The 21,131-nt window shown below is 37.8% G+C and carries 18 protein-coding genes, 2 pseudogenes and 1 other annotated feature (1 of these 21 running past the window's edge); of the genes and pseudogenes, 6 read left to right on the top strand and 14 right to left on the bottom strand.

Going from position 1 to position 21,131, the window contains the following annotated elements; all coding sequences use genetic code 11:
* Nucleotides 1-109 precede the first annotated feature (109 nt).
* The 4 genes and pseudogenes from JFU23_RS21965 to JFU23_RS21950 form a co-directional block, all read left to right on the top strand.
* The gene (locus JFU23_RS21965; RefSeq protein WP_085309821.1) at nt 110-2,029 is read left to right on the top strand and encodes a putative thiazole-containing bacteriocin maturation protein; all 1,920 of its coding nucleotides are present in this window, start codon (nt 110-112) and stop codon (nt 2,027-2,029) included.
* On the top strand, nt 2,026-3,975 hold the full coding sequence (locus JFU23_RS21960; protein ID WP_201032698.1) for a TOMM precursor leader peptide-binding protein: 1,950 nt from the start codon (nt 2,026-2,028) through the stop codon (nt 3,973-3,975). The genes JFU23_RS21965 and JFU23_RS21960 overlap by 4 nt, the downstream gene beginning before the upstream one ends.
* Before the next feature lie 22 nt (nt 3,976-3,997).
* Nucleotides 3,998-5,560 (top strand): SagB family peptide dehydrogenase, encoded by a 1,563-nt coding sequence (locus JFU23_RS21955; protein ID WP_201032697.1) that lies wholly within the window; start codon nt 3,998-4,000, stop codon nt 5,558-5,560.
* 74 nt (nt 5,561-5,634) lie between these two features.
* Nucleotides 5,635-5,838, top strand: a pseudogene (locus tag JFU23_RS21950) (SAM-dependent methyltransferase); the annotation flags it as partial.
* Nucleotides 5,839-5,870: 32 nt separating this feature from the next.
* On the opposite strand, the gene JFU23_RS21945 reads toward JFU23_RS21950, so the two are convergent.
* Nucleotides 5,871-6,281: a DUF3908 family protein gene (locus JFU23_RS21945; RefSeq protein ID WP_002030461.1), complete on the bottom strand. Its 411-nt coding sequence runs from the start codon at nt 6,279-6,281 to the stop codon at nt 5,871-5,873.
* 158 nt (nt 6,282-6,439) lie between these two features.
* Nucleotides 6,440-7,774 carry an FAD-dependent oxidoreductase gene (locus JFU23_RS21940; RefSeq protein ID WP_050000088.1) on the bottom strand — a complete coding sequence of 445 codons (1,335 nt, stop codon included), beginning with the start codon at nt 7,772-7,774 and terminating at the stop codon, nt 6,440-6,442.
* Between the two features lie 199 nt (nt 7,775-7,973).
* Between JFU23_RS21940 and JFU23_RS21935 the strand changes: the two genes are divergently transcribed.
* Nucleotides 7,974-8,396, top strand: a complete 423-nt coding sequence (locus tag JFU23_RS21935) for a hypothetical protein (RefSeq protein ID WP_002188801.1) — start codon at nt 7,974-7,976, stop codon at nt 8,394-8,396.
* A gap of 43 nt (nt 8,397-8,439) precedes the next feature.
* On the opposite strand, the pseudogene JFU23_RS21930 reads toward JFU23_RS21935, so the two are convergent.
* Nucleotides 8,440-9,677: pseudogene (locus tag JFU23_RS21930) on the bottom strand (TcaA 3rd/4th domain-containing protein).
* A gap of 19 nt (nt 9,678-9,696) precedes the next feature.
* The gene (locus JFU23_RS21925) at nt 9,697-10,479 is read right to left on the bottom strand and encodes a zinc ribbon domain-containing protein (RefSeq protein ID WP_002086912.1); all 783 of its coding nucleotides are present in this window, start codon (nt 10,477-10,479) and stop codon (nt 9,697-9,699) included.
* 351 nt (nt 10,480-10,830) lie between these two features.
* On the opposite strand from JFU23_RS21925, the gene JFU23_RS21920 reads away from it, so the two are divergent.
* Nucleotides 10,831-11,664, top strand: a complete 834-nt coding sequence (locus JFU23_RS21920; RefSeq protein WP_078178304.1) for a hypothetical protein — start codon at nt 10,831-10,833, stop codon at nt 11,662-11,664.
* A 14-nt stretch (nt 11,665-11,678) separates the two neighbouring features.
* Here the strand turns inward: JFU23_RS21920 and JFU23_RS21915 are convergent, their stop codons facing one another.
* From JFU23_RS21915 to trpE, 10 genes are all read right to left on the bottom strand, one after another.
* Complete coding sequence (locus JFU23_RS21915; RefSeq protein WP_033730649.1) at nt 11,679-12,362, bottom strand: DUF2278 family protein; 684 nt, start codon at nt 12,360-12,362, stop codon at nt 11,679-11,681.
* A gap of 91 nt (nt 12,363-12,453) precedes the next feature.
* Nucleotides 12,454-13,953: an L-lactate permease gene (locus tag JFU23_RS21910; RefSeq protein ID WP_063226134.1), complete on the bottom strand. Its 1,500-nt coding sequence runs from the start codon at nt 13,951-13,953 to the stop codon at nt 12,454-12,456.
* A gap of 127 nt (nt 13,954-14,080) precedes the next feature.
* Complete coding sequence (locus JFU23_RS21905; RefSeq protein WP_201032696.1) at nt 14,081-14,431, bottom strand: DUF4029 domain-containing protein; 351 nt, start codon at nt 14,429-14,431, stop codon at nt 14,081-14,083.
* Nucleotides 14,432-14,505: 74 nt separating this feature from the next.
* Nucleotides 14,506-15,282, bottom strand: a complete 777-nt coding sequence (gene trpA / locus JFU23_RS21900; RefSeq protein WP_002011422.1) for a tryptophan synthase subunit alpha — start codon at nt 15,280-15,282, stop codon at nt 14,506-14,508.
* A gap of 3 nt (nt 15,283-15,285) precedes the next feature.
* Entirely contained in the window at nt 15,286-16,479 is a 1,194-nt protein-coding gene (trpB, locus tag JFU23_RS21895) for a tryptophan synthase subunit beta (RefSeq protein WP_002086917.1), read from the bottom strand.
* Nucleotides 16,476-17,090 (bottom strand): phosphoribosylanthranilate isomerase, encoded by a 615-nt coding sequence (locus JFU23_RS21890; protein WP_201032695.1) that lies wholly within the window; start codon nt 17,088-17,090, stop codon nt 16,476-16,478. The genes trpB and JFU23_RS21890 overlap by 4 nt, the downstream gene beginning before the upstream one ends.
* The gene (gene trpC / locus JFU23_RS21885; RefSeq protein ID WP_201032694.1) at nt 17,087-17,848 is read right to left on the bottom strand and encodes an indole-3-glycerol phosphate synthase TrpC; all 762 of its coding nucleotides are present in this window, start codon (nt 17,846-17,848) and stop codon (nt 17,087-17,089) included. The genes JFU23_RS21890 and trpC overlap by 4 nt, the downstream gene beginning before the upstream one ends.
* Nucleotide 17,849: 1 nt before the next feature.
* Nucleotides 17,850-18,875, bottom strand: a complete 1,026-nt coding sequence (gene trpD, locus JFU23_RS21880; protein WP_085309791.1) for an anthranilate phosphoribosyltransferase — start codon at nt 18,873-18,875, stop codon at nt 17,850-17,852.
* On the bottom strand, nt 18,872-19,459 hold the full coding sequence (locus tag JFU23_RS21875; RefSeq protein WP_002086924.1) for an anthranilate synthase component II: 588 nt from the start codon (nt 19,457-19,459) through the stop codon (nt 18,872-18,874). Before JFU23_RS21875 ends, trpD begins: the two co-directional genes overlap by 4 nt.
* Nucleotides 19,456-20,874, bottom strand: coding sequence for an anthranilate synthase component I (trpE, locus tag JFU23_RS21870; protein ID WP_201032693.1), 1,419 nt, complete (start codon nt 20,872-20,874; stop codon nt 19,456-19,458). Before trpE ends, JFU23_RS21875 begins: the two co-directional genes overlap by 4 nt.
* Nucleotides 20,875-20,925: 51 nt before the next feature.
* Nucleotides 20,926-21,131: a binding site (T-box leader), on the bottom strand; it runs 39 nt beyond the window's last position.

Genomic DNA, 21,131 nt, shown 5'->3' with positions numbered 1-21,131 from the left:
TAAAGGCTGTAGAATGAATCATTCTACAGCCTTTTTTCATTATGTTCATATGGGACAAATCACACTACATAGACTAATAATGTATGCCTAAAACGTAAGGGGGATAAACATGAATAACCTTCCAGTTCATGCAAAACTTAAAGCAAATAAGGATACTTTCTTCCTCCCCGATTCAAACGGGGGTGTTTACTTTCGAAATAACTCCAGTTCATTCCGTATGGATGGTGATGGAATTTATGACTGGATTGAGAAATTAATGCCTATGTTTAACGGTAATCATTCTTTGACAGAAATAACCGATGGTCTCCCTCTCCCCTATCAAAATCGTGTATTTGAAATTGGAGAGATTTTATATGAAAATGGTTTCATTCGTGATGTAAGCCAAGATGCTCCCCACGAATTAAACAGTGCATTACTCGACAGATATGCTTCGCAAATTGAGTTTTTAGAAGCTGATTCCCATTCAGGCGCTTTAAAATTCGAAACGTACCGCGCAGCAAATGTGCTTATAATTGGTTCTGGCGATATGCTTACTTCCCTAGTTTCTTCTTTATTAGAATCTGGTTTACCTACATTCCATTATCTTGTTACAGATCGTGCTGAAACAAACTACGATCGAATTCATGAACTAAGCGAACGTGCAAATGCAAATGATGACAATGTACTTATTCAAGAAATAGATATTACAATTGATCGCCCTTTACATGAAGTATTCGAGCCTTTCGACTGGATTTTATATGTTTCCCAAAATGGAGATATTGAAAGTTTAAGAGCAATCCATACTATTTGTAGAGAGTTTAAGAAAAATTTCATACCAGCTATTTGCTTATCAAGAATTGGTTTAGCTGGACCCGTCGTAACCGCAGACCGTGAAGAATGCTGGGAATCAGCTTGGCATCGTCTACACGAAACTACTTTACAAAGTGAAAATCCACCTGAATCTTTCTCACCAATTGCATCTGCAATGTTAGCAAATGTTATCGTTTTTGAGTTATTTAAACATGTCGCTGAAGGTTCACATAGGCAGCATAATCCTCAATTCTTTTTATTAAACTTGGAAACACTTGAAGGAAAGTGGCACCCTTTCATAAAACATCTTCTCGCAACCGATGAAATCTTTACAATTGATACGGTGCAAAATCTTCAAGAAAACCTTGCCCATCGTTCCGGACAATATACTTCAACTGAACTTTTTCGTTTTTTTGATACGTTAACTTCTAAAGAAGCTGGCATATTCCACATGTGGGATGAACAAGATTTACACCAATTGCCTTTATCACAGTGCAATATTCAAGTTGCAAATCCATTATCAGACGGACCTACCTCTCCCCTTCCTACTATAACTTGCGGTGGATTAACTCATAATGAAGCACGTCGCGAAGCTGGCTTAACAGGAGTTGAAACATATGTAGCTGAAATGATTCATCGTCTTATCCCCGAACATACTGATATCGGTATTGGTGCTGGGGAAACGATGACAGAAGGTGTATACCGAGCACTCCAAAAACATTTAAATAATAAGTTATATGAACGCCAATCACATATGCTAGAAGAGATTACAGAGCTTTATTTAACCGAAATTCATGATAAACATTGTAGGTTTTACTACGATGCTCTCTCTACAATTCATGAAATACCTAAAGTAGGAATGAGTGAGGGGTTACTTGGTTTTCCTGTCGTTTGGATCGGTATTAATGATAGATGGTATGGTGCGGCAAATATTAATATAACACTCGCATTAAGAAATGCTCTGCAACAAGCACTCCTTCATATTCAAAATGAAGAGATTCCTTATAAAGCTAATATGTTACCGGAATCATCCATTGTTTTATATAGTACGGATCCTGTTAGAGTAGCAATACAAGAAGAGGAAGAAATTCCAGGCGTACAGTCTTTACAAGTTGCTTTGCAAAATTTAACGGAAAACAACTTGTATCCATTCGTTTTTGATTTAGCTATTGAGTCATTTTTAAGAGACAACTTAGACGGTGTATATGGGGTATTAATTGCAAAGGAGGATGACCAATGACTCAAAACATACTACTTATAGGAGATGGCCTACTCACAGACTATGTACATGAGCAATTGTGTAAGCAATATTCACTCATCCGCCAGCATACAATTACAGAAGCTCTCCCTGAAAACATTCATCTTGCTCTCGTTTTACATGACGGGTCTCCTTCTTCCGTACATCATGATGCTGAGCTTATCTTTCGCTCAAATAATATTCCGTGGCTTCGCGCGTTTACTTCGTTTGGTGAAGGTATTATCGGTCCTTACGTGAAGCCTCTTACAACTGGATGTTCCCACTGCGCTGATGGACGCCGGTTTATAGCTGGCTTTGATCAAAAAGAAATGTGGGAACTACAACGAAAATATGCATTAAAAGCAGAGAACGTGACGAGGCGTGATGGACGCGCCACCCAAAATGGAATGTTACAAATGTGCCAGCTCATTCATGCCGAAACAGAGAAAATATTAGCTCATGGATATTCTTCTTTAGAAAACGAACTCATTTTACTGGACTTACAAACGTTACAATGTACCCGGAATTCGTTTCTTCCAGACCCTCTCTGTCCGGTATGCAGCAATTTGCCTGACGATACAGCAGATGCAGCGCAAATTTCTTTACAACCAAGTTTGAAAACGAGTACTGAAACGTATCGCTGTCGTTCCATTCATGAGCTAAACACATTTTTAACGAGAGACTATTTAGATTACCGGACTGGTATTTTAAACGGCCAAATGCAACATTCTTTATTACCGTTTGCTGATGTCATTATAAACATGCCGTTACTGTTTGGAAATGAAGGTGTCGCGGGCCGGACTCATTCATTTTCACTTAGTGAAGCAACCGCTATTTTAGAAGGATTAGAACGCTATTGCGGTATGTCGCCTCGTGGAAAAAAAACAAATGTACATGGCAGTTTTCGTGAGCTAGAAGATATTGCACTGAATCCCCTCACACTTGGTGTACATACAAATGGACACTATAATCGTGATACCTTTCCGTTTAAACCGTTTGATCCTGATTATGAGCAAAACTGGGTATGGGGATATTCTTTATTACAAAGCAGGCCCCTTCTAGTTCCAGAATCAATCGCTTATTATAGCCTTGGTCATAGAGATGCTTTCGTGTATGAAACATCAAATGGATGTGCAATTGGTGGTAGTTTAGAAGAAGCAATTTTTCACGGCATTTTAGAAATTGTAGAGCGTGACGCCTTTTTGCTCACTTGGTATGCCGAGTTACCTCTTCCCCGTCTCGATCTTAGTTCAGCCAATGATACTGAATTGCAACTAATGTTGGAACGCTTACGCACAATTACTGGATATGAATTATACGTTTTCAACGCAACGATGGAACATGGTATTCCGAGCATATGGGTCATTGCGAAAAATACAAGGCAAGATGGTATGAATCTCGTCTGTGCTGGCGGCGCACATATGGAACCAATTCGAGCTGTAAAAAATGCAATTCATGAAATAGCGGGCATGTTACTTATAACAGATGAAGAGCTTGAACAAAAAAGAGAGAAATATGAAAACTGTTTACAAGATCCATATCTTGTTTCGCAAATGGAAGACCATAGTATGCTGTACGGATTGAAAGAAGCTGAAGAGCGTCTTCACTTCCTTTTACGTGAAGATGCTCCAGTGCAAACGTTCCAAGAAATGAATGCATTACAATCATTTGATATGGATTTAACATCTGATCTTCATCAACTTTTAAACAGATTACATCAATCTGGACTTGAAGTAATTGTTGTAGATCAAACGGTCCCCCTTATAGAAAAGAACGGCTTACATTGTGTAAAAGTAATTATTCCAGGCATGTTACCGATGACGTTCGGTCACCATCTCACTCGGGTTACAGGACTGGATAGAGTGTATACCGTACCGATGACACTTGGATATTGGGCTGAGCCTTTAACGAATGAAAGTTTAAATCCACATCCGCATCCGTTTCCATAATTCATAGTGAGGGGGAAATTTGATGCAACCTGATACTTTTTTACATCATCTCCATTTTTCTATTAATGAAATTATGTCGTCCGATAAAGAGATTGACTGGGAAGACGCACCACTTCCTTATAAATTATATCGAAATTTACCAGTAATCCCTCTCTCTTTAGAAATCCCATTAACTTTGCGGAATTCTTCTACTAAACCTAACTTAGAGGAAATCGGTCATTATCTTTGGTACTCATTTGGTTTAACACAATTATGTCAGCCTACTACTAACCTAGAAAATAATAAAACAACAACTCTATTTCGAAGATTCATCCCTTCTGGGGGTGCTTTATATCCGAATGAATTATATATGTATTTAAAAATTGATCATTATCCAGACGGCATTTACCATTACGACGCCGCACATCACCGTCTTATCTTACTTCGCGAAGGAAATTTCGATTCTTATCTTACAGAAGCACTCGGCAATCGTTGTAACATACATTCTTGTTTTGGTGCTGCATTTGTATCCACTATGTTTTGGAAAAACTTCTTTAAATACAATAACTTTTCGTATCGTCTTCAAGGATTAGATAGCGGTGTTCTCATCGGTCAATTACTTGAATGCGCAAAACAATTTGGTTATACAAATGGTGTATATTTTCAGTTTCTAGATCGGGCAATGAATCATTTACTTGGACTGTCAGAAGGTGAAGAAAGTGTGTATGCTGTTATTCCTTTAAGTACAGAACCGAATACAGATTGGTTTCATGATGATCATCGTAAAAATAAAACCGTTACTTCTCATGACTTGTTGCAGCAAATCCCGCCGTTAACACATGAGCATTTCGTTCGTTCAAAACATGTAGATGACTATCCGATGATAAAAAAAATAAACGCGTCATCTATGATTGAATCAACAGAACACTTCCAAACATTTACCAGTGAAGAACGACAACAATATAGTGCACAGGCTGTACAGCTACCTAAAGTGGCACGTTTATCATATGATTTTTTACAACTTTGTAAAAAACGATATTCACCTGATTCTGACTTCAGTTTAACGAAATGGGATGCAGCCGAGCTCGCTACTTTACTACAAGAAGCGAGCCTCTCCTTCCCTTATTACAACGACCTTGATGGCAAATATTTAAATGAAAACGCACGAGTCTCACTATATGGATGTTTTTATAACGTAAAAGACATAGAAAACGGCGCTTACGCTTATAACAGTAGGACACATTCCATACAGCCAATTCGGTACGGAGACCTTCGTTATTCTCTGCAATCCAGTATGACGATGGATAACGTAAACCTTTTTCAAGTACCACTTTGTCTACATGTAATCGGAAATAAAGATTACTATAAAAATAAATTAGGTTATAGAGGATATCGCATTCATCAAATGGAAGCTGGCATGCTCGTTCATAAACTCGTTTTTGCAGCGACTGCGATGGGGATGGGCGGGCATCCGTTACTAAGTTTTGATACAAATTCATGCGATCAATTGTACGGGATTGATGCCGGAAATGAAACTTCACTCATTCAAATTCCTGTTGGGGCTTACAGGGCGCGTAATTGGTTAAAAGGGTCCTTGCATAATTAGAAGCACGCCGATTAATGGCGTGCTTTTTTTAAAGGAGTTAAATTATTAAAAGCGAAATAAATACATATTCTTATATAAAAAATGATATGAAAGAAGTATTTCGCGTCTTAAAACCGAATGGATCCGTTTTACTAGTCGCTGAAACTTTCAAAATCCAATATCATATGGATAAATTTAAGACGACCGAAGAATTAGTAAACCTTTTTTATGAGACGGGATTTACAAGCGTGAAATGTTACGAAGAAAGAGGGTGCCTTTATTTAATAGGAAATAAGTAAAAAAGCAGACCATTAGGGGTCTGCCTTTTTTACTAGATTACTTTAAAAATACTCTTAATTTGTCTTGCAAATAACCAGTTTTTCGTACCGTAGTTATCATTTAGACTATCTAAATTAATAGCTTTCCCGTTAGAAAACTTAAGTTCTAACGTTGTATTTTTGTCATTTGTTTTTAAGTTGCTATTTGTAATGTCATCATACTTTAATTTTTCAATCTCAATATACTCTTCCTTCTCTTCTCCGATAACGACGTGATCTTGGAAGAAGAAGAATACTTCTACTTTCTTACCGAAACAAAATACGTTTTTCGTATAAATTAATGTCGCGTTATCAAGTCCGACACATACTTCTTTCATCTCTTCAACAACGTTTCCTAAGTCTTCTTCGTTTCTTGCATTTGATTCAGCAATCCATTCTTCGATTGTATTCATGTTAATTGCCATACTGTGCCCCCTGGTTCGTTCATTGCTTTATTAAAAAATAAATACTATATGACAATATAAGCGATACGTACTATGTTTTCAAGGGTGAACGGTATATTCAAAATAAAGTGAAACTTTATTTATTCCCCTTTCACAAAAAAATAGCACTTAAAAAAGTGCTATTCCGCTCTCCTTGCTGCTTGTTGAATTGGATCCCAAACGCTGTTATATGGTGGTGCGTAACTTAAGTCGACATCTTCTAAATCGTGAATACTCATTTTATTGAAAAGTGCCATTGCGATAACATCAATACGTTTATCTACACCTTCTTCTCCAATTACTTGTCCGCCTAACAATTGTTTCGTATCGGCGTGATATAGTAATTTCAAGTGAAGTGGCAAAGCACTCGGGTAATAGCCCGCCATATTTGTTGAATCTACTTTGACCGTCTTATACGGGATGTTTAGCCCTTTCGCTTCTTTTTCATTTAAGCCTGTTCTTGCGAGCGTCAGATTCATAAATTTAATAATGCCTGTACCTAACGTACCTTTGAATGCTCTGCGTTTATCAACCATGTTGAGTCCGGCAAGTCGCCCTTGTTTATTCGCAGTCGTTCCGAGCGGGATATGGTCATGAATTTCCTTTATAACATGGTAATGTGTTGCACAATCACCAGCAGCATATACGTCTTTCACATTCGTTTGCATATAAGCATTTACTTCAATTGCACCTTTATGGTTTTTACGTATATTTGTCCCCTCAAGAAAATCAGTATTTGACTGTACACCGACAGATACTAAAACGAGATCAGTTTTATACGTCCCTTTATCCGTCTCTAGTTGTTCTACTCTTTCTTTTCCTTTAAACGCTTTTACATTTTCATTCGTTAAAATTTCAATATTATGTTTATCTGCTTCTTTATGTATATATTCCGCCATATCGGCATCATAAATTGTGCCAATATGATCGTTTCGCTCAATCATTCTTACTTTCTTACCAAGTTCGACGAATGTTTCTGCCATCTCTAGTCCAATTGCACCGCCGCCAATAATAGTTACAGCCTCAACTTTATTCGTTTCTAGCGTTTTTAATATGCGCTCAGCATCCGGAATTGTTTTTAAAAGATGAACGCCTTGCAAATCTCGCCCTTCCCATTCTGGCATAACAGGACGCACTCCAGTCGCAATTAATAAACGGTCATATGGAAATTCAAAAACATCTTTCGTCTCCGTATGCTCTGCGTACACCATTTTCTTTTCCGTATCTACTTTCGTTACTTCATGACGTACTTTCGCATCAATTCCATATTTATCACGAAACGTCTTTACATCGCGTGCAATTAACTTTTCAGTAGAAGCAATAACACCACTAATCACATACGGTAATCCGCACTGAGCGTATGAATAGATTTCACCTTTTTCTAACGTTACAACATTTGCAGTTTCATCGTTTCTAACAATTTGCATTGCTGCACTCATACCTGCTGCATCTCCGCCAATAATGACATAGTTCACTTTACCACTCCTTCTTTTTTACATACTCTTTACGATTTCCATATTTTATAGAAATAACCCCTACTTCCATTGTAAAGAAATAGAATTCTATCTACAAATTTGGTGCACAAACCTATGCATGAATAGGTATCCGTCGTGTCTTATAAACAAGATGTTTAATATGCTATAACAGTAACTATTGAAAGTAGGTGAAACATACATGTGCGCCGGCCTTCTCGCTCAAACTCCAGAGGAACCGCAAGAACCGAAAGCCGCCATGCCACTTGATCAAGAATTTTCTATTAACGTAACATTATACAGCGCTCGTGCTTGGTTATCTAATGATGAGACTTTCGCACAAACGATTTGGAAAGGCTCTCGCTTCTCTTCAGCATCACACGCTGGCAAGTCCATCTTACCAATCGGTACTGTTAAAATTGTAAACTTATCTGATGATACAATAACAGTTACTGCCTCATCAGAAAAAGATGATACTCTCAAAATAGTCGTACCCCCTCGTTCTGAAGGTGTTTTAACATCTAGTGCATTATCTGATGTGCAAGCAAGTACATCAGGAGGAGCAAGCAAAGTCACATTCCTCTTTCATATCTTTTTCTCAAGGGATCCTGGTCCAGCTAAATAACCATAGAAAAGGTACAGCTATGCACTGTACCTTTTTCACGCGTTTATTCTCTTGATTTGATCAATTCAACATTATAAGTTTCAATATCTGTTAGCTTTCCTGTAAAATACGGATTTTCTCTATACCAAGACTGTTTTGAAAAATACGCTTGCATATCTTTCGTTTGAAACATATGTCCATGTCTTGCGTATATTTCGTTTCTTGCTATTTTCAATTGTTCTTTCGATAAATATGTTAAGTCCGTACTCGTTAATTTTCGAATATCACTATCAGGGAAGATGAAACCATTATATACATAATGAGTCGTAGGCGGTGGAGTAACATTGTAAACAACTGTTTTTTCTACACTTTTCTTTTGAAATGGAAGATTATAAGCCGAAAGTGCCGTTACCGTTTCTACCTTTGTCGTTTCCCTTCCGTTTTCTCCATTTCGTTCTAAATAAATCGCCGCACTTCCATCAGTCGCTATCGGCCCCACGTAATTTCTTCTCCAGTCAACGCAGTAACTGGCTTTTGATTCACGTACAATGTTGCACCAGACGCATTCGTTTGAACTGTAATATATTGCCCTTGCAACGTTAAATCTACCGTTACATTATTTTGACTTTGTTTTATAAGTACAACCTTTTCCTCTCGTGATAGTTTTACATAGTCATTTTTATATTCCGCTTGAAACACTTGAGTTCCTGGAAGAAACGGTCCATATTGCTTCTCAAACTTTTTGTCATTTGTCTTATCAATTTCTTTTCCGTTCATTTTTAAAGATGTACCTTTTTCATTTGAAAGCAGCGTCGTATAATACGTCTTCGCTTTCAATTTATACCGATCAAATAAAAAGAAATACTTCCCGTCTTTCGTTAAAGAAAAATCTGCTCTTTCTATTCCATCCCCTTGTTTTTCACCTTGCCTCAAATATTCGTTCAATTCATTCACGTAAGATGGATTTTCTTTTATATATGAAAATAGAGCCGTTACACTCTCTCTTGTGACAATAACGGCTGGATCATCTGCCGTGGTGATCTCAGCTAATTTCTCCCCGTCCCTCTCTTGTAAAACAGTAATAATTCTCTCTACTTGCGATGATTGTGAGTAATATGAAGATCCATACGCATATAATCCGCCCAATACTATAATAAAAAATGTTAAAAGTGTAATTCGAATTATTGTCCCTTTGCTCATTTTCTGCTTCTTTACTACAGGATCCCGCCTCTTCGTCCCGCAGTTTTGACAAAATTGCACACTGTCTTCAAAATGAGTCCCGCACTTTGTGCATACATTCATCCATTCAACCACCTTTTCGTTAGAAGCCTGTTAATCCCCCGATAAAGGTTTGGATTATCGTTTTAATGTAAGACCAAAACACGATAAACGTTGCAATTCCGATTAAAACATTTGCGATAATAAGTGTGTAAACAGGATCTACTCCGCCGTTGTCTAGTTTTAATATAGCTACAATTATACTAATTCCCATATACGTTGTAGCCAGCCCTAATAAGATTGGTAAAAAAAAGATCAATAGAAAACTAAATAGAAAAGAAAGAACTAGTATAGCAATAGCTGGTGTCGCTATCGTCCCCCATATACCGAATGCTTCAAGAAAAGAAAAAGATGATTTCATCATCTTACCACTTACAAAAATAATAAATCCGACAAATAAAGTTAAAATTAATAAAAAGAAAAAGACCATTACAGATTCTCCAAAGAAAGTAGGAGTAGCTATATCTGGCACTAATGTCCTCGTAACAGTCGCCGCTGCGCTCATCATTCTATAAAAAATACATGCTCCTAAAAAGCAAATAAGCACAAGACTTACAATTCCATTTCGCACTTCAATATTTCCACTTTCCATAATGGCCGATGGTGATTTAAAAGCATTTTTAAAGAACTGAAAATAGCCACTTGCAAATTGTTTCACTTGCTCTACCGTTTCATTCGGACGAGTTTCCTTTACTCGTGCCGGGCGTGATAGCTGCCCTTCTTCCTGCCCACCACTCGCTACCACTTCTTCCGTTAACGAATGTCCACAATTTCCGCAAAACCTTGCTTCCGCTGCATTTTCAGTATTACATGCCGGACATTTCATTCTCTCATCCCTCCTTAAGCATATACCTTATAGGGTGTTACAAATTCAATATATGACTTTGTACATAAAACATGACTACAAGAAAAAGAATATGAAATCCTTCTTTTAAACGAAACTATGTGTGCTAGTAATATAGAAAAATAATGTTATTATGAAACAGAGCAGATAAAGTGAAACTTTAATCAGTGGGGATTTTGTCCATTACCCACTGATTATTAGTTGAACCAATCGGGCTTTTACGGGCAGTTATCTCCCACCTAACTTCCTCGCATTCGCCGAATTTTGAGGTGGGAGTCTTACTGCCCGTTAATGCGGGATAAAGTGAAACTTTAAACAGATTGGATGAAGACAGTGGAATTTGTAAACTCGATTTTTCAAACACTCCTTACAAGTGTGATCCAATTATTTTCTTTAATTGGTGTCATCATTGTAATTGGATTTATATTAGGTTATTTAGAATCTCTCACACGAACGTATTGGTCAAGAGCTTTTGGTAGGAAAGGTTTTCTTTTAACCGCGTGGATTGGTGTTCCCGTTCATGAGCTTGGACATGCAATTATGTGTCTATTATTTCGTCATAAAATTGTAGCAACGCAGTTTTTCCCAACAGATACAAGTCAGGGAGCTTTAGGTTACGTACAACATCAATACAATCAAAAAAGTATATACCAACGAATCGGTAATTTCTTTATCGGCATCGGTCCTATTATTTCTGGGATTACTGCCTTAATACTTTTAATGCGCTATTTCGTACCAGATTCATATTCTTTATTTAATACGAATCTGGAAAAAACTGTTACATCGACTTCTATTAGCTTAGACATGATCCAAAACATGCTAATATCGACGTTTGTATTATTGAAAAGCTTATTTACATTTAGCAATTTATTGAATCCTTCATTTTGGTTATTTTTATTTATCGCTATTTGCATTTCCGCACATATCGCTTTAAGTAAACCAGACATTAAAGGATCAATAGACGGTGTTATCGTCATGTTTATCGTATTATTTTTATTCAATATAATAGCGGGACTGTTTCAGTACGATAGTAACCAACTAATCGGTAAAATGATGAAGTATAATATGTATTTCATCGCGTTTTCTAGTGTGGCGCTTCTTTTCTCTTGTATTTCTACACTTGTGAGTTTTGTGTTTTATAAAATAAGAAGAGGGCGTTCATTGTGAACGCCCTCTTCTCATCAATTATTTCTCTTATAATCACAATGCTCAACCGGAACACGAGCGTGCCCTTCTTCATCGGTACACCATGACTGTGACTGAAAGGCAAGAAAAATACCAATCCACTCTTCCTTCTTCTCAAAGTGAATCAATATCCCACCGTCTTGCCATTTGCCATCATCACCTTGCCATTTCTCTACATTCCCTTGATTCATATGAATATCGTGTATACCGTTTCCAGGTGTAAAGTGGAAATACGAATCCGGAACCTTTTCTTCTGGTCCCCACCTTTCACCAAACGCATAAATAATTGCTTTCTCATCTATTGCTCTTTTTATATAATGTTCTATTTTCTCATTTAAATCATTATCAGATCCCGATTTTTCAGCAGGTAAAGGAATCATTTGCTTTGAATCAAATAAATTACCTCTTACATAATCTAAAGCTACTTTCGGCTCATTGTTTTTCACTTCCGTAAAACCGAACGGTAATGTCGGTAAAATATGAATCGCCTCTGATCGAATATTGTTACTCGCAAAATATAAAACTTCCGACGGATAGCTTTGCGATTTCACGTTAATTGCAATGCGATAATTAACTCCTGCTTCGCCTTGTAAATGAACTTGATAATGAGGTGTTTTCCCTTTTCCAATCTTAGATTGTACAACTGTACCTTTTAATACACCGTAGTTTTTTAAGGGCATCTCTTTCATCTCCTATTCATTTAGTAGAAGCTGTTCATACTTTAGGCATTATCCATATAAAAAGAAAATCCTCCTTTCCCAGGAGGATTTCTTATTTTCTCAACATATACCAAACAATAACCTCCACCACTACAAGCAACACCGCACCAAAAATCATTAACGTCGTCTTCTTTAATAGTTCATTTTCACGATAAGGGATATTACATAAATACGCGCCTAGTGTAATCCGTGATGGACAAGCGATTGTGGCTACTGATGATGCGGTGTTTTGGAGCGTTGTGACGTATTGCCACGGGAGTGCTACGTTTTGCGCTGTTTGCATTTGTAGCTTTATAAACATCGCATTTGATCCTGCGTTACTACCTGTTAAAAAGCCTCCGATTCCCCCAATAAACGGAGCAACGAAAACGAAAAACGTGCCAAATGTTTCACCAGCTGTTTTTGCGAGTAATGAATGCATACCAGATGCGCCCATTAGTTCTGAAATGGCGATAAACATCGTCGTTGTAATTGCGAATGGAATCCATTGTCTTATCGTTTGCGAGAGTGATTGTTTCATAATATTGGATGGAATGCGGAAGAAAATAATTGTAAATAAACAAGTCATGGCGAGCCAAAACCCTGGCGAATATAGTAACTCTAGTTTGTAAGAGTATGATTTTAAATCGAGAACTGCATATGACCTAAGAAAATCATGTAATGCTGGAACGAGGCGAGAAAGTAAAATACAAACTGTTAAGAATATATAAGGGCTAATAATTTTTATAATAGATACTTCTCTCTCTACAGCCGCAGCATGTTCTGTTATAAAGTTTTGCTCACTTTTTCCTTTTAATTTAATGATTAGAAAGCCAAATGTAATGGTAACGATAGAACTTAATATCCCTGCAAGTTCAACACTTACGTATGCGTTAGAAAGATAGATTCCGAGAGAAAATAATAGAAAGAATCCTACTCCTTCCTTACACTTTTCTATAACTGCCTGCCAGCCACCGACAACGTATAAAGAAAGGAAGATAAAATATGCGAAAATCGGGATGCTTAATAATGCTGTATTTGTACCAAGAGTTGTGAGCGGCATGTTAATAAGCTGAGAACCGATAATCGTACCCGTTGCCATCGCGCCCCATGAACTTGCAAGTAAACCGATAAACGATAGTAGCACAGCTTGAAACGGTTTATAACCGAGCGAAAGAAAAATAGGTGCTGCGACCATAAAACCAATTCCGAATCCACTTACTGATTCAATAAGTGGACAAATGCCAAAGCACATAAGAAGCATTTGTAGTAAGCGATCGTGCGTAACTTCTTCTAGAAAACGCGCTACTTGATCGATGTACCCCATTTTGTTCATGAGGTGAAATAAAAAAATACCGAAAAATAAAACGTATCCGACAATAAAACAAATTAACCAACCTTTAATCGTTGCGTGCACAGTTTCACTTATCCCTAATTGGAACGTTGGCGAAAGTAAAACGATTCCGACAGAAACGGCATAAGAAATTAATGAAGCCCTTAATGACGTTTGTTTAAACAAAAATAAACAAATAAAAATCATCATAATTGGGATAAGTGCCAACAATATGGCCATGCTATCATCTCTTTTCGTAAAAATTGCAATTTTTAACTATTATATAACAGATGTTATGATTTTCAATTATTTTTATAACAGATTTAAAAAAGGAGCCGCTTGGCTCCTTTTTTGAATAACTAATATTTTATCTTTTATCCTGAAAAACCGTCTGCTGTCCAATCATTTTTTCTAGTACAACAAACACAATATAAGCACATATTACTTGCAATACAATATTCCCAAGTTTTATTAATTCAAATGAATGGATCCATTGGAATAATTCATTTAATAATACAATCGAAACGATACTAAATAGTTCTATACTAACCGAAAATATACATACTTCTAAAATAGATTGCTCTTGTATTCGATTTAATTGGGAAAAGATGAATACATATCCTAAAAACAGAGCCATCAACTCTATTTTCGTCATGCTAATGAGCCAAGCGTATAATGGTACAGTTAAAAAAAGATATAATAGTTTACGTCTTAGCATGCCTTCTCACCCTCTAAGTTGTAAGTATTTTCTGTATATTTTAACATTTATTACACAAAAGAAACAGAAGAGACTTAAGCCTCTTCTGTTTCTTTCACTGCATGTATTAACTCACAAATTTCTTCTCGCTTTTCATTTTCTAACAGCTCAATGACTTTACTTCCAACGACAACGCCGTCACATATTGTAATCATTTCTTCAATTTGCTCTCGTGTTGAAATACCGAATCCTGCGACTACTGGTAAGTGGACGTGTGCTTTTACTTTTTCTAAGTAACTACGAATCTCATCTTTAAAGTTTTGACGTACTCCCGTTACGCCCGCTACTGTAACGGCGTAGACGAATCCTTGTGATTCACTCGTGATTTTTTCGATTCGTTCAATAGGGCTCGTTACGGTAACGAGTGGAATTAAAGCGATATTCGCCACGCGAAGGAGCGGTGCAATAATGTCTTGTTCTTCATACGGTAAGTCTGGAACGATAATACCGTCCACCCCTGCTTCAAGACAGCTCTCAATGAAACGTTCCTTTCCGAATGCGAGTACTGGATTTAAATATGTCATAAGTACAAATGGAATTTGAACTTCTTGCCTCACCTCTATTAATGCTTGAAAAATACCTTTCAATGTTACACCGCTATCTAATGCTCTTTTTCCTGCCCTTTGAATAGTTGGACCGTCTGCGACTGGATCTGAAAATGGGATACCAATTTCAACGATGCTTGCTCCTGCTTCATCAAGAAAACGAATTCTTTCTTTTAACTTTTCAAGTCCACCATCTCCGCCCATTACATACGGAATAAATGCTTTCTTGCCATTTTCAAACGCTGCTATAATTTTTTCTACTCCCATTTTTTACACCTCTTCCATATAACGTTTTATACTCTCTACATCTTTATCACCGCGGCCGGATAAACAAATGACAAGTCCTTCGTCTTTCTTCATTTGCGGCGCTAGTTTTAAAGCGTATGCAACAGCATGTGAACTTTCTAATGCCGGGATAATCCCTTCTTTTTTCGTTAATAATTGAAATGCTTCTAACGCTTCTTCATCTGTAATGGAATGATAAGAAACGCGGCCAATATCTTTTAGCAAGCTATGTTCTGGCCCAACACCTGGGTAATCCAGCCCTGCCGAAATAGAGTGCGCTTCTTGAATTTGCCCTTCTTCATTTTGCAGAAGGTACATCATCGATCCGTGTAAAACACCGACACTTCCTTTCGTTAAAGTGGCTGCGTGCTTTTCTGTGTGAACACCTTTTCCAGCTGCTTCAACACCGTAAAGAGCAACTTCTTCATCGTGTACGAACGGATAAAACATTCCCATTGCATTACTACCACCGCCAATACAAGCAACGACTGCTTCTGGTAATTTCCCTTCTAACGCTTCGTATTGCTTTTTCGTTTCTTTCCCAATTACACTTTGGAAATCACGAACAATTTGCGGGAATGGATGTGGCCCGAGAACTGATCCCATAATGTAGTGCGTATCGTGTACATGTGAAACCCAGTAACGAAGCGCCTCGTTCACCGCATCTTTTAACGTGCCGCTACCTGCCGCAACGCTTTCTACTTTTGCTCCGAGTAATTCCATTCGAAACACGTTTAATTTTTGTCGTCTCACATCTTCTTCTCCCATGAAGATGACGCATTCTAAACCGAAAAGTGCACATACAGTAGCTGTTGCAACTCCGTGTTGTCCTGCTCCTGTTTCAGCGACAACTTTCTTCTTACCCATTCTTACCGCAAGAAGTGCCTGACCGATTGTATTGTTAATTTTATGAGCTCCCGTATGGTTCAAATCTTCACGTTTCAAATAGATTTTTGCTCCGCCGCAATACTTCGTCATATTTTCAGCGAAATAAAGCGGTGTTTCTCTTCCAACATACGTTTGTAAATAATGATCTAATTCCTTTTGAAACGCTTCATCTTGCATCGCTTCTTTATATGCTTCTTCTAATTCTAATACGGATTGCATTAACGTTTCTGGAACGTATCGTCCTCCGTATATACCGTAATGACCTTTTTCATCTGGATATGCGTAGTTCATTTTGAACACTCCTTCGCTTTTTTAATAAATTGTTTTATTTTCTCTATATCTTTCTTTCCTTCTGTCTCTACTCCGCTGCTCACATCGATCATATACGGCTGAACGGTTCGAATTGCTTCTTCTATATTAAGGATGTTTAATCCGCCAGCTAATATCGTTTTCTCTCGCAACTCATTTGGCATATGTGCGAGTAACTCCCATGAGAATGTCTTTCCGTTTCCTCCGTGGAACTTTTCTTTCGGGCTATCAAATAACAGATAATCTGTATCATATTTTTTCGCACATTCAATATCTTTCTCTAAAGCTACTCCTACCGCTTTTATAGACGGAATATTCAATCTCCTAATTTGATGTTTGTCTTCATCCCCATGTAGTTGCACATGCGTTAACCCGCACTCCTCTGCAATTTTCTGGATCACTTCTACTGATTCATTTACGAAAACACCTACCTTGAAAACGTGGACTGGAATTTCCCCAATAATTTCTTTCGCTAGCCCTGGGGTGATTTTCCGCTTACTTTCTGCAAAAACAAATCCAATTGCATCTGCTCCGTATTCGCAAGCATGTTTTGCTGTTTCAACATCAGTGATGCCGCAAATTTTCACTTTCATATGTTCACCTTACAGTCTTCGAAAAAGTTACTTATAGAAGATGATGTCATAAGTGCTTCTCCAACTAATACACCTTTTGCACCAGCACGTTTGACGCGAATAATATCTTCTTTTGAATGAATTCCGCTTTCACTAATCCAAAGTAGGTTTTCCTCATTCAGTCGTTTTCCGAGCTTTTCAGTTTGGCTTAAATCTACTTCAAATGTTTTTAAATTACGGTTGTTAATACCGATAACGTGCGGATTTAATCGGATTGCAATTTCTAATTCCTGTTCATCATGAACTTCAACAATCGCTTCTAATCCTTTTTCTAGCACGTAGTTATAAAGCTCGTTTAATTTCTCTTTTGACAATACTGCAACAATTAATAAAATAAGATCTGCTCCTGCTTCATACGCTCTATCAATTTGGATTTTATCGATTATAAAATCTTTACATAAAAGCGGAATGTTACTTTCTGCTCTTGCCGTTTGTAAGTCGTGAAACGACCCTTTAAAAAATTGACCGTCTGTTAAAACCGAAACTGCTCCAGCACCGCATTCTTCATATGTTTTCACTTGTTTTGGCACATCAACGTGTAAATTAATATCGCCTTTTGATGGAGACGCTCGCTTTACCTCTGCTATTACAGTAAACTGCTCTAAAGCTTTTACAAGTGAGTGTGTTTTCCTTTTTTCTTTCACTGGTGAATATGTTTCATATAACTCCGCAACTTCTACTTTTTTTTGCTCTACAATTTTGTCTAGAATCGTCCTCATTTTAATTCACCCTTTCTAAATTTTCATGGCTTGCTGCAATTAATAAGTTTAGTTTGGCTAATGCTTTTCCAGAGTCAATGCTGTGCGTTGCTAGTGTAATTCCTTCTTCAATCGTTTCTGCTCTTCCATTTGCGAAAAGGGCTAGACCTGCATTTAATAAAACAGTATCGCGATAGACACTCTTTTCTCCGCTTAATACTCCGAGCGTAATCTTTGCATTTTCTTTTGAATTCCCACCTCTAATTTCTTCATTTTTCACTCTTGAAAAACCATACTTTTCTGGATCAATACTCATTTCTACTATTTCATTATCTTTTAAAACGACGACATGATTTTCTCCCTGTAATGATGCTTCATCTAAAAAGCCACTTCCGTTTACGACGAGCGCTTGTTTTCTGCCAAGTTTCTGCAATACTTCCGCTACTGGCAATAACATATCTCGCTTATAAATACCGACAAATTGTGTTTCTAAATTAACCGGATTCGTCAACGGTCCAATTAAGTTAAAGATCGTCGGAACGTTTAATTCTTTTCTTATTTTCATAATGCGTCTTAATGCTGGATGCATCGCTGGTGCGAATAAGAAGGCAATACCTACATTCTCTAATAAATAGTCAATCTCACCCGGCGTACAGCTTATGTTTACACCGAGTTCTTCTAATAAATCAGCACTTCCTGTTTTACTAGAAACAGCGCGGTTTCCATGTTTCGCAACCTTTACACCAGCTCCGGCAAGTACAAATGCCGATGTTGTACTAATATTGAATGTTTGCGCACCGTCACCACCCGTTCCGCAATTGTCCATCGCGCCTTTTATATGATTTGAAAACGGTAATGCCTTTTCGCGAAGAGCACGAACGAGACCGTATATTTCTTCTGCTGTTTCGCCTTTCGCTTTCAGCAATACTAAGAAAGCTGCAACTTCACTTTCCAATATGTTGTCACTTAATAAAAGAAGTCCCGCTTCATACATTTCTTCTTCTGTTAAATGTTGTCCCTCTACTAATTTTCGAAGATAACTGTTCATACTCTCTCCTCCTCTTTCACTTCTGCTAAAAAGGCACGTATTAACTTTCCGCCTTCTTCTGTTGCAATTGATTCTGGGTGAAACTGTAATCCGAAGAGCGGATAATAGTTGTGACGAACTGCCATGATTTCTCCGTCATCCATCGCTGTCGCAAGTATGTCAAAACACTGCGGCAAACTATTTTGCACTGCGACGAGTGAATGGTAACGCATTGCTGTTAGCGGCTGCGTAACGTACGAAAAGATTGACGTTCCGTTATGTTTCACACGCGATGTTTTTCCGTGTTTAATGCGCTCTGCTCTAACAATTTCTCCTCCAAATGCGGATATGATTGCTTGATGGCCAAGGCAAATTCCTAAGATGGGAACGTTCTTATAAAAATGACGAATAACATCGATACAAATTCCAGCATCTTCTGGTTTCCCAGGTCCTGGTGAGAGCACAATTCCTTTCGGCTTCATCTCCTCTAATTGTTCAATTGTTATTTGATCATTTCTTACGACAACAATTTCTTTCTCGTACTCGCCTAATAGTTGATACAAGTTATATGTGAACGAATCATAATTATCGATAAGTACAATCATTTCATAACCTCCAAAAGCGCTCTCGCTTTATTTAATGTTTCTTCATATTCAGCAACCGGGTCTGAATCGTAGACGATACCCGCTCCTGCCTGAACGTACGCTTTCTCGTCTTTTACAACCATCGTTCGAATTGCTAGCGCCATATCAAGGTTTCCTGAGAATGAAATATATCCAACCGCTCCGGCATATACATTTCTTTTTTCATGCTCTAACGTATTAATAATTTCCATCGCCCTTATTTTCGGAGCACCTGATACTGTACCAGCTGGTAAACAATACGCTAATGCATCAAATCCACTCGTTTGTTTTCGCAATGTTCCGTAAACTTCAGATACAATGTGCATAACGTGAGAGTATTTTTCTACTTTCATATATTTATCTATCGTCACAGAGCCAATTTCACTTACTCTGCCAATATCATTTCGTCCTAGGTCCACAAGCATCATATGCTCTGCTCGCTCTTTCTCATTTCCTAACAGTTCTTTTTCGATTTCCTCATCTTCCTGCTTCGTTTTCCCTCTCGGCCTCGTACCAGCAATTGGGTTTGTCATCACTTTATCCTCTCTTACTGATAACAAACTTTCCGGCGAAGAGCCAAGTACAACATAATCTTGAAAATCGATATAGAACATATATGGTGATGGATTTGCAATTCGAAGTTTCCGGTATAATGCAAATGGATCTCCAATACATTCACTTTGCAAACGCTGGGATAATACAACTTGGAAAATATCTCCGGCCCGAATGTATTCTTTCGCTGTTTCTACCATCGTGCAAAATTCTTTTTCTGTTATAGAAGAAGTGAATGATAATGTTGATCTTATTTCAGTTACTTCTGCTTCTTCTCCCTTTAGCACTTCCTCTTTGTATACTTGCAATCTTTCGTATACTTCTTCATAAGAAGCTGAATCGTCTTCCCTGCATACATATACCAATGACAACTTTTGGCGTAAATGATCGTAAACGGTAAACTCACGATATAGTAAAAGGTGTACTTCTGGAATATTTAATGGATCGTGTAAATCTGCTCCAATGTTTTCATACTGCCGAATGACGTCATAGCCAATATATCCAACTGCTCCCCCGCAAAACGGAAATGGACTGTCTACTTGCGCTGGTGCGATTACCTCTTCTAGCATTTGCAGTACGTTACCCTGCAGCTTTTCTTTTTTCCCATACATCATTCGCTCTACTTCTATACCAACGCTTTTCACTTCTCCATAAGGATTACACCCTAAGTAAGAATAGCGCCCTTTATCTTGATGAAGCTGCGAACTTTCTAATAAAAACTTTTTCTTTCCCTTCATACGTCTATATAAAGAAATTGGCGTAATGCTATCTCCTTCTTCTTCAGCAATTACTAAAAATGTATTTCTTTGTTCTTTTTGCTTCATAAATTCCTCTTTTGTCATCATGCCTTTCACCTCACTCTGAAAAATAAAAAAGTCCCCTACATATCGAAATATGTAGAGGACGATAAATTTACCGTGGTACCACCTCAGGTTGGACGCAAAAGCATCCCGCTTTATTCAGGTACAAAATATATACCTTATCCTTGTAACGGCGGAACCCGGGTTGCCTACTGAAAATAATTGTTCAGCATACCTCTCGTAAGCCCATTCCGTATATGGCACCGCACCGGGCTCCCACCTGTCCCCGGCTCTCTGAAACG

It is taken from the genome of Bacillus sp. TH50, from assembly GCF_016650565.1.
In the GTDB taxonomy this organism is placed as follows: domain Bacteria; phylum Bacillota; class Bacilli; order Bacillales; family Bacillaceae_G; genus Bacillus_A; species Bacillus_A mycoides.
This window is presented reverse-complemented; position numbering and strand designations above follow the sequence as displayed.

What these genes read in the sequence shown, in the direction of transcription:
- JFU23_RS21955 (WP_201032697.1), top strand. Translation starts at nt 3,998, where the DNA reads ATGCAACCTGATACTTTTTTACATCATCTCCATTTTTCTATTAATGAA.
- trpB (WP_002086917.1), bottom strand. Translation starts at nt 16,479, where the DNA reads ATGAACTACGCATATCCAGATGAAAAAGGTCATTACGGTATATACGGA.
- trpD (WP_085309791.1), bottom strand. Translation starts at nt 18,875, where the DNA reads ATGAACAGTTATCTTCGAAAATTAGTAGAGGGACAACATTTAACAGAA.
- trpA (WP_002011422.1), bottom strand. Translation starts at nt 15,282, where the DNA reads ATGGGAGTAGAAAAAATTATAGCAGCGTTTGAAAATGGCAAGAAAGCA.
- JFU23_RS21905 (WP_201032696.1), bottom strand. Translation starts at nt 14,431, where the DNA reads ATGCTAAGACGTAAACTATTATATCTTTTTTTAACTGTACCATTATAC.
- JFU23_RS21915 (WP_033730649.1), bottom strand. Translation starts at nt 12,362, where the DNA reads ATGCCCTTAAAAAACTACGGTGTATTAAAAGGTACAGTTGTACAATCT.
- JFU23_RS21965 (WP_085309821.1), top strand. Translation starts at nt 110, where the DNA reads ATGAATAACCTTCCAGTTCATGCAAAACTTAAAGCAAATAAGGATACT.
- JFU23_RS21960 (WP_201032698.1), top strand. Translation starts at nt 2,026, where the DNA reads ATGACTCAAAACATACTACTTATAGGAGATGGCCTACTCACAGACTAT.
- JFU23_RS21945 (WP_002030461.1), bottom strand. Translation starts at nt 6,281, where the DNA reads ATGGCAATTAACATGAATACAATCGAAGAATGGATTGCTGAATCAAAT.
- trpC (WP_201032694.1), bottom strand. Translation starts at nt 17,848, where the DNA reads ATGAGGACGATTCTAGACAAAATTGTAGAGCAAAAAAAAGTAGAAGTT.
- JFU23_RS21925 (WP_002086912.1), bottom strand. Translation starts at nt 10,479, where the DNA reads ATGAAATGTCCGGCATGTAATACTGAAAATGCAGCGGAAGCAAGGTTT.
- trpE (WP_201032693.1), bottom strand. Translation starts at nt 20,874, where the DNA reads ATGATGACAAAAGAGGAATTTATGAAGCAAAAAGAACAAAGAAATACA.
- JFU23_RS21935 (WP_002188801.1), top strand. Translation starts at nt 7,974, where the DNA reads ATGTGCGCCGGCCTTCTCGCTCAAACTCCAGAGGAACCGCAAGAACCG.
- JFU23_RS21875 (WP_002086924.1), bottom strand. Translation starts at nt 19,459, where the DNA reads ATGATTGTACTTATCGATAATTATGATTCGTTCACATATAACTTGTAT.
- JFU23_RS21910 (WP_063226134.1), bottom strand. Translation starts at nt 13,953, where the DNA reads ATGGCCATATTGTTGGCACTTATCCCAATTATGATGATTTTTATTTGT.
- JFU23_RS21890 (WP_201032695.1), bottom strand. Translation starts at nt 17,090, where the DNA reads ATGAAAGTGAAAATTTGCGGCATCACTGATGTTGAAACAGCAAAACAT.